Source organism: Agriterribacter sp., assembly GCF_035444585.1.
Lineage (GTDB): Bacteria > Bacteroidota > Bacteroidia > Chitinophagales > Chitinophagaceae > Agriterribacter.
The window spans coordinates 1-7,557 of sequence record NZ_DAOMOZ010000223.1 but is presented as its reverse complement, the minus strand read 5'-3'; the positions used below and the strand labels follow the sequence as shown (position 1 = coordinate 7,557).

General features: G+C 45.5%; 7 protein-coding genes. 1 reads left to right on the top strand and 6 read right to left on the bottom strand.

Annotated elements, in window-relative coordinates:
- Positions 1-1,403, top strand: a 1,403-nt coding sequence (locus PLH26_RS18255) for a serine/threonine protein kinase (protein WP_324587469.1), incomplete at its 5' end; no start/stop codon positions are given.
- 8 nt (positions 1,404-1,411) lie between these two features.
- On the opposite strand, the gene PLH26_RS18250 is transcribed toward PLH26_RS18255, so the two are convergent.
- The 6 genes from PLH26_RS18250 to PLH26_RS18225 all read right to left on the bottom strand — a co-directional run bounded on the left by PLH26_RS18250 (position 1,412) and on the right by PLH26_RS18225 (position 7,349).
- Positions 1,412-1,990: an HNH endonuclease gene (locus tag PLH26_RS18250; protein WP_324587468.1), complete on the bottom strand. Its 579-nt coding sequence runs from the start codon at positions 1,988-1,990 to the stop codon at positions 1,412-1,414.
- Between the two features lie 229 nt (positions 1,991-2,219).
- Positions 2,220-2,810, bottom strand: a complete 591-nt coding sequence (locus tag PLH26_RS18245) for a TetR/AcrR family transcriptional regulator (RefSeq protein ID WP_324587467.1) — start codon at positions 2,808-2,810, stop codon at positions 2,220-2,222.
- A gap of 252 nt (positions 2,811-3,062) precedes the next feature.
- On the bottom strand, positions 3,063-3,662 hold the full coding sequence (locus PLH26_RS18240) for a DNA-3-methyladenine glycosylase family protein (RefSeq protein WP_324587466.1): 600 nt from the start codon (positions 3,660-3,662) through the stop codon (positions 3,063-3,065).
- 12 nt (positions 3,663-3,674) lie between these two features.
- The gene (gene cysS / locus PLH26_RS18235; protein ID WP_324587465.1) at positions 3,675-5,177 is read right to left on the bottom strand and encodes a cysteine--tRNA ligase; all 1,503 of its coding nucleotides are present in this window, start codon (positions 5,175-5,177) and stop codon (positions 3,675-3,677) included.
- 90 nt (positions 5,178-5,267) lie between these two features.
- Positions 5,268-6,416, bottom strand: a complete 1,149-nt coding sequence (locus PLH26_RS18230) for an endonuclease/exonuclease/phosphatase family protein (protein WP_324587464.1) — start codon at positions 6,414-6,416, stop codon at positions 5,268-5,270.
- Between the two features lie 9 nt (positions 6,417-6,425).
- Entirely contained in the window at positions 6,426-7,349 is a 924-nt protein-coding gene (locus PLH26_RS18225) for a rhomboid family intramembrane serine protease (protein WP_324587463.1), read from the bottom strand.
- Positions 7,350-7,557: the final 208 nt, after the last annotated feature.

Here is a 7,557-nt window from a genome sequence, read left to right as displayed (position 1 = left end):
CGGAAGAAGGAGAAGTTAAGATCATGGATTTTGGCATAGCCCGCATACGCAATTCACAAAGGCTCACCCAGCATGGAAAATCGGTAGGCACCCTCGAATACATGGCGCCCGAACAAATACAGGGAAAGGAAGGCGATGAATTGTCGGATATCTATGCAGCAGCAAATATTTTATACGAGTTGCTCTGCGGTCATCCTCCATTCACCGGCGATACGGATTACCATTTAATGAGAGCAAAACTGGAAGAGAAACCGCCGCCCGACCCTGCACTGATCAGCAAAACAAGCCCTGCACTGCAGCAGGTCATTTTCAGGGCTTTGGAAAAAAAGCCGGCAAAGCGTTTTGCTTCGGTGAGCGACTTCAAAGCGGCGCTTCTTAAAAGCATTCCTCGTGATTTACTCAATGAAGCCGAATTAGCGGAAATGCTGAAGCGGGATGTGCAGGAAAAATTACCGCCGGTAGTCAGCACCAGGAGCTTGCGGCCCTTTACCAATCGCTTCAAGCAATTCCTGTTGTTGCTGCCTGCCGCCCTTAGGTCAGAAACAACCCGGCCGGGAGCAGTAAAGACCTCTGCCAGGGCATTTAAGTTAGCGGATATTGCTGCATACTTCAACCGGTGGGATACGAACAGATCCATCGCATTGCTTACCGGGGTCATTATCCTGTGTGCAGGGCTGCTTACGGGTAATTATTATTACAGCAACATGGATAAGAAAAAGCGTACAGAAAAAAGTGCCGGGAATGCCGTCAACAGAGAATATCATGTAACCCTCCCGATAAATGAAGCACCCGCCCAAATACCCAAAAGTGCGGGTATTATTGAAGAGCAGCTGGTGAAAAGCAGTACACCTTATGTGCCGGTGACTGAATCAGGGCGGGAAAAGAAAGAAGATCCCGAAAGGGAAAAAACAAAGCTGCTGCCTGTGGAACAAACAAAGGATAACGAAAGTCAATCCCCTGATAAAAAAGAGGATCCGCAGGTAGAGGAAGCAACAAAAGAACCGCCGCCGCCCGCGCCAATCCCTTCCCCGAACCAGCCGGTGAGCGTTCCTGCCGGGAAAAAGATCAGTGTTATTTTAGACCAGGATCTGAGCTCTGAAGAAAAGCAAAAAGACGGCTCCATTGTTCGGCTTCACTGCAACGAGGATGTGGCAGCAGGAGGACGGGTGATCATTAAAAAAGGAGCGCCTGTTTATGGGAAAATCGTAGATGTAGTGCCGGCACACGGCAGGAGAAAAGCGCTTATCGGTTTTGTCATTCAACGGATACAGGCTACCGATGGAAGCAGCATCAGGCTGCAATCGGAACGGTTCAGGCTAAAAGGCAAGGGGGGCAATATGCCGGCTGTTTACAAAGAAGGCACGCCCTTTACTGTAATACTGGGCAGGGGAACGGTAAAGTGAAAGCATCACTATATTTTTACATGCGCCCAGTTCTCCCTGGTTTTGATACGGTGTATTTGCATGTCTGATACACCGTATTTTTCCGCAATATATTTGAGCGTATTTTTTTCTTTCAGCAGTTTTTTTATCGCTTTTACCTTTTTAACATCAAGTTTCTCACCCTTTGTTGTTGGATTTTCTTTGCGCCTTTTTATTGCAGCCTTCACCCGCGGATTCTTTCTATTGTGCGCCGACACTTCCTCCCGGGTAGCCCATTTGAGGTTGTTGTACTTATTGTTCTCATAATCATGATCAAGATGAATGATGAATTTTTGCCTGCCCCTGGGCCTGGGTAAAAAATGCTTTGCCACAAGGCGATGAACCAAAGCGGTATAGTATTCCCCGTTGAGCTTTTTTCGCCATATCGGATAATTGGCCTGCCTGCTCAGCCGCAATACAAACCCGTCCGACAGGCGCTTATTGTACTTTATTAATCTGCCATGATTGGAAATTGCATATTTGTACCAAACAGCTCCTTTAGATTCATGCTCGGGAAGGTCCTTCCAAACTTCATTCGGAAGCATTTTTACAGATTCTCTGATAGCCATTTTGTTTTATTTATGTCTGAATAAATCATTAGAGGTCCAAAAGCAATAATGTTTCCAACAGGAGACAGCCCTGCAAGTTCATAGAAAAGGGTTATTGATACCAACGGGATAAGGAGCCGTCCCGAAGTTACAACATCATAGAATATCAAGATCAATAACCGCAGTATTTGTTTTTGGGGTAAAACCGGCAGTCCTGTAAAAGAAAGGGTTGTTGCATAAGGCACGGCGCTCATATCTTGAGGCCTTCAACCAGTATGACGATCATATTTTTTTCGAGTTGTTCGGCCGAAATTTTTTGTTTGGAACGATGCCACGATTCGATACCACTTATGGCATGCAGCATGATCAATACTGCCGTAGGAGCGTCAATGGCTTTAACTTCTTTCTTCCGGATGCCCTCTTCTATAATAGCGGCTAAACGCTGGCGGTAGCTTTTTCGCTGAACTTTATAATTCGATAAATAGGGCTCCGAAAGATGCCGCCACTCTCTGTCGGCCACATATACATCTTCATAGTTATTTACGATATGCTGTATATGAAAGCGGAGAATGGCTTTGATCTTATCAATGGAATGTTGCTTGTTGCCCTCAATTTTTTCGAGGTGCTCAATAAAAATATTAGCCACCCTGAAACAAATATCCTGCAATATTTCGGCTTTGGATTGAATATGATTGTACAGGCTGGCCGCTTCCACCCCCACATCTTCAGCCAGGTCGCGCATGGATGTTCCGGCAAATCCTTTTTCCCTGAACAGCCGGGCCGCTTTGTTGATAATAACTTCCTTTTTCGTGCTGTTGCGCTGGGTTTTGATGGCAGGCATGTGGTATTTGAGATTTCTGATTTGAGATTTAAGAACCTTAGCGGTCGGTACCCGACGCAAGGAGGGTCAGACCGCTAAGGTATTGCCTGCCAGCCATGTAAGGACCAGTGCCCAGCAGAATTTTACATTTTTTAGTTTTCCTTTCACGCGCTCCTATGTTGTATTCCCTTCGAATTTCGGATTTGAAATTTCGATATTTATTTTTTTGATTCTTGTGATTTGTATTTTGGTTCTTTAGGGATTTCCGGCTTTTTATCCACCATCCTTCCAGGCCCATAAATGCATACAGGCATAGGTACGGTAAGGCGCCCATTTTTCTGATATCCTTACGATCTGTTGCCTGAAATCTTTTTTGTCTGCAGCATCCAGCTTATACAAACGCTTCATGGCAGTTTGGATACCCAGATCATCGGCCGAAAATACATCTTCCCGCTCAAGGGCAAACATCAGCAACATTTCTGCAGTCCACCTGCCCACACCTTTTATCTGCGTCACATACGTTATAACTTCTTCATTGCTCATAGCACTGAACTTACGGGTTTCCATTCCCTGCTCGGCTGCAAAGCGGGCTACATTAAGCACATAGCTGGCTTTGGCAGCAGACAGGCCAATGGAGCGCAAAACATCGAACGGTGTCTGGCTGATCTGCAATGCAGAGGGTTTTTTGCCCCCGTATAAGCCCAGAAAGCGTTTGTATATAATATCCCCCACTTTAACCGAGATCTGCTGGCTCATTATGGAAGCACACAGGTAGATATGGATATCCCTTCTTTTCTTTAACTGAAAAGGCGGCTGCACGTTGAGCAGCTTTTTCAGCTTCCTGTCTTTACACAAATGTGCCACATAATGCATCGGAGTAGCGTTTTAAATAATATTCCAGCTTACATTGCCGTCTTTCTCATCTTTTAATATGATGCCCAACTGCTGAAGTTCATTGCGTATTTTATCGGAGGTAGCGAAGTCTTTTTTTGCTCTTGCTTCCCTTCTTATCCGGATCAGCAACTGCAACACACTATCAAGCCGGCCGGTATCGGCAGTCTTATCATCTTTTAAGCCAAAAACATCAAGCAGGTAAGTTGTAAACTGCTTTTGCAGCAATTCAAAAGTAGATCTGCTAATACTGTTTAAGGAAATTTGCCCGCCTTTAAAAGAGTTGATAAGCGGCACCAGCTCAAACATATTGGCCAACACCTTTGCCGTATTAAAATCGTCACTCATTGAAATATCAAAATCAGCGATCAGTTCGCGGCAACGGCTGTCGGTTTCAACATTGGCGGCGTTCGGCTCAAGCGTTTGCGCCTGCAATTGCAGGCCCTCAAGATTCTCATATGCTTCCCACAGCCTTTTCAGTCCCTTTTCGGCAGCCTGCAAAGCTTCATTGCTAAAATCGAGCGTGCTCCTGTAATGCGTTTGCAGCATAAAAAAGCGCACCGTCATTGGCGAATAGGCTTTTTCAAGCAGGGGGTGGTCGCCTGTAAACAACTGGCCGGGAAGAAAGCCGTTGCCGGCAGTTTTGCTCATTCTTGCGCCATTAACAGTAAGCATATTGGTATGGATCCAGTAATGGGCCGGACTAACATTATAGCATGCCTGTGATTGTGCAATTTCGTTGGTATGATGCGTTGCCGCAAGATCCATTCCCCCGCCATGAATATCGAACTGTTTGCCCAGGTATTTTTCACTCATTGCCGAGCATTCTATATGCCAGCCCGGGAAACCCATGCCCCAGGGCGAAGGCCATTGCATTAAGTGCTCCGGCTTTGCCTTGATCCATAATGCAAAATCGAGCCGCCCCTTTTTTTCATCCTGACCGCCCAGCTCACGTGTGCCTTCAAGCAGGTCTTCCAGTTTCCTGTTGGTAAGAATTCCATAGGGCTTTTCCTTATTGTATTTCTCCACGTCAAAATAAACCGTACCATCAACTACATATGCATAACCATTGCTGATGATGTGCTTTACCATTTCAATTTGCTCGGAAATATGGCCTGTTGCTGTAGGCTCAATGGTAGGCGGAAGGTTGTTGAACAATTCCATCACCTTATGGAATCCAAGGGTATATTTCTGAACGATTTCCATAGGTTCCAGCGCTTCGAGCCGCGCCTTTTTTGAAAATTTGTCATCGCCTTCATCCCTGTCGCCCTCGAGGTGCCCCGCATCTGTTATATTGCGTACATATCTTACTTTGTAACCCAGATATTTTAAGTAGCGGTATATGATATCAAATGAAATAAAGGTACGGCAATTGCCAAGATGTACATCGCTGTAAACCGTGGGACCACATACATACATGCCCACGTGCCCGGGTGTAATAGGAGAAAACACTTCTTTTTGCCTGGTCAATGAATTGTAAACCTTCAGTTCCGCCATAGCCTGGTTTAATATTGTTGTATGTTTATTGCAAATATAAACGGAATAATATTTCAGCGTTAATCCATATTTAAAGCGGAAAAACAGCGCTCAGTTATTCTGCAGGCGAACATCTGCTACCACAGGTATATGATCCGACAGAATTATGGGGATCCTTGTGCATTGCTCCACAGTGAAGCGGGGATCTGCAAAAATATAATCAATCCTTAGAGAAGGCAACCGCCGCATAAAATTGGAAGAAAAGCTATAGTAGGTTTGACCGAAACCAAATCCTTTGGCAATGAATGCGTCTCTTTTTTTATCTTTTACCGAGAAGTAAGCATAGGATCCGGGCACATCATTCAGATCGCCGCAAAAAATTTCAGGATAAGTGCTTTCATCCAATTGCCTGCGTATAAGATCCGTTTGTATGCCCCGCATCTTAAAAGCAATGCGCATTTTCCGTACAATGTTTTTTGAAGCATCAATTCTTTCATTGGCATCGTTCCTGATCCTGGAAAGATCGCTGTAATCTTCCGGCATAAACCGGTAGGATTGCAAATGGCCCGTGAAGATCCTTATGGTATCGTTGTGGCATACAATATCGGCACTCAGCAGACTTTCCACATCGTCACCCGCATTTTGCGGCATAATGGTTTTCGAGGAATCGATGATCGGGCACTTTGAAAAAATAGCTGTCCCGCTGCGGTTGTCTTTATATCTTTCAAAATCGCCGGGGAAATAATAGTACCGGTACCCCATGTTCCTGAGAACCGACAGGTTATTGAACCATTTAACGTTTTCTATGCTGTAAAATTCCTGGATGGCTATTACATCCGGGTCGTAATCGCGTATAACACCCAATATACTTTCGCGGTGAGCGATCCGTGTTTCCCTGTTTTTAATATGCTCAGACGGAAAAAAGCCCTTGATATTCCAGGTCATTATGCGTAAAGTGCCCACTTCTTTTTTTGTCTTATCGAATGAGCTCAGCGGGTGAAAAGCAAAAACCGCAGAAATATTGTTCCAGCCGAGTAACAAAGCAATTATACCAGGCCAGCTCCACCGCGACCCCGCCAGTAACCAGCCTCCCAAAAAAACACACAGTGCAATGAACAAATAAGGGAAAGCCAGCCCGAAAAAACCAAAGACCCACCAGGTGGCCGGATTCAGAAAAGGCGACAGGCAGGCAGCCAGGAAAAAAACAATGATAACAATATAAATAATAAGTAAGATGCGCCTGATGAATTTACGGAACATGCAGTAAAATTATAAATCTTCCTCACCCGCCCGGCGCAATATCTCTTTCTCGTCGGATGAAAGACTGCGAAAACCGGTTTGGTTGATCTTATCTAATATTTCGTCAATGCGCTGCTGACTCAGGTTGGGTTTCTTTTTATATGGCGGTTTACCGTGCGTATCGTAAAACATGCTGCGCCTTACCGAATCCCGCCGGGGTTCTTTGTCGGGGTTAAATAAATCGAAAAACCAGTCATAAATGGCATTCATCCATCTCCCCATATCCTGCCCTTTGTCGAGCCGGTTCACAAATACAAAGCCCATGGCCGCGCCCGCCACTTCGGCGCCGTAAGCGGCAGGGTTACCAAAAGATGTTCCTGCAAAATTGATCACTGCATAAATCAGGGTCAATATCCATAAAGGTATACCCCCATTAAGCATGGGAAAAATACGATAGCGGGGCGCTGCAACGGTAGCCGCAACGGCTATACACATTACACAGGCGTTGGCGCCGGCCAGTGCCATAGTTGAAACACCAGGCACCAGCGAAGGAATAAGGTTGCTGCATAAAATATAGGCCAGGGCTCCCGCAAAGCCACCATAAATATACAGGGGAGCCAGTTTCCGGCTGCCGAACAGGCTTTGGATAATGAACCCAAAAGCCCATAGCCAAAGCATATTGGCGATAAGACTCCATATATCAATATGGGAAAACATGAAGGTAACAACGGTCCAGGGACGGGTGATCAATTTGCCTGTACCGGCAGGCAGTATGAACCAGGCTGCTACCTCCGACTGGTAGCGGGAAAGATCAATATCCGAAAGCTGGTATATGGAACGGATAAAGAAAAGAACAGCAGTAACCAGTATATTCAGAATAATAATCCGCACCAATGCATCATTATCCGCACCAAAAAAAACCTTTTTTGTTTTTGTTTGTTCAAGCACCCCCATACTTAAAAAATTTACGCTTCAAATCGGTGTTAAGTCAGGCAAATTGTGAAACAAGTGAGCGGATTAAGCTGAAAGCAATGTACCGCTTCTCACGTTCAATGTTTGACCCGGCTCCGGCCCCGTAAAATTACTAATAAAATCTTCTGCGCCTGGTTTTATTCCAGTACAACACCAGCAAAAAGCCTACCAGAGCGCCGCCCAGGTGCGC

What these genes read in the sequence shown, in the direction of transcription:
- PLH26_RS18245 (WP_324587467.1), bottom strand. Translation starts at nt 2,810, where the DNA reads ATGCCTGCCATCAAAACCCAGCGCAACAGCACGAAAAAGGAAGTTATT.
- PLH26_RS18240 (WP_324587466.1), bottom strand. Translation starts at nt 3,662, where the DNA reads ATGCATTATGTGGCACATTTGTGTAAAGACAGGAAGCTGAAAAAGCTG.
- PLH26_RS18225 (WP_324587463.1), bottom strand. Translation starts at nt 7,349, where the DNA reads ATGGGGGTGCTTGAACAAACAAAAACAAAAAAGGTTTTTTTTGGTGCG.
- PLH26_RS18250 (WP_324587468.1), bottom strand. Translation starts at nt 1,990, where the DNA reads ATGGCTATCAGAGAATCTGTAAAAATGCTTCCGAATGAAGTTTGGAAG.
- cysS (WP_324587465.1), bottom strand. Translation starts at nt 5,177, where the DNA reads ATGGCGGAACTGAAGGTTTACAATTCATTGACCAGGCAAAAAGAAGTG.
- PLH26_RS18230 (WP_324587464.1), bottom strand. Translation starts at nt 6,416, where the DNA reads ATGTTCCGTAAATTCATCAGGCGCATCTTACTTATTATTTATATTGTT.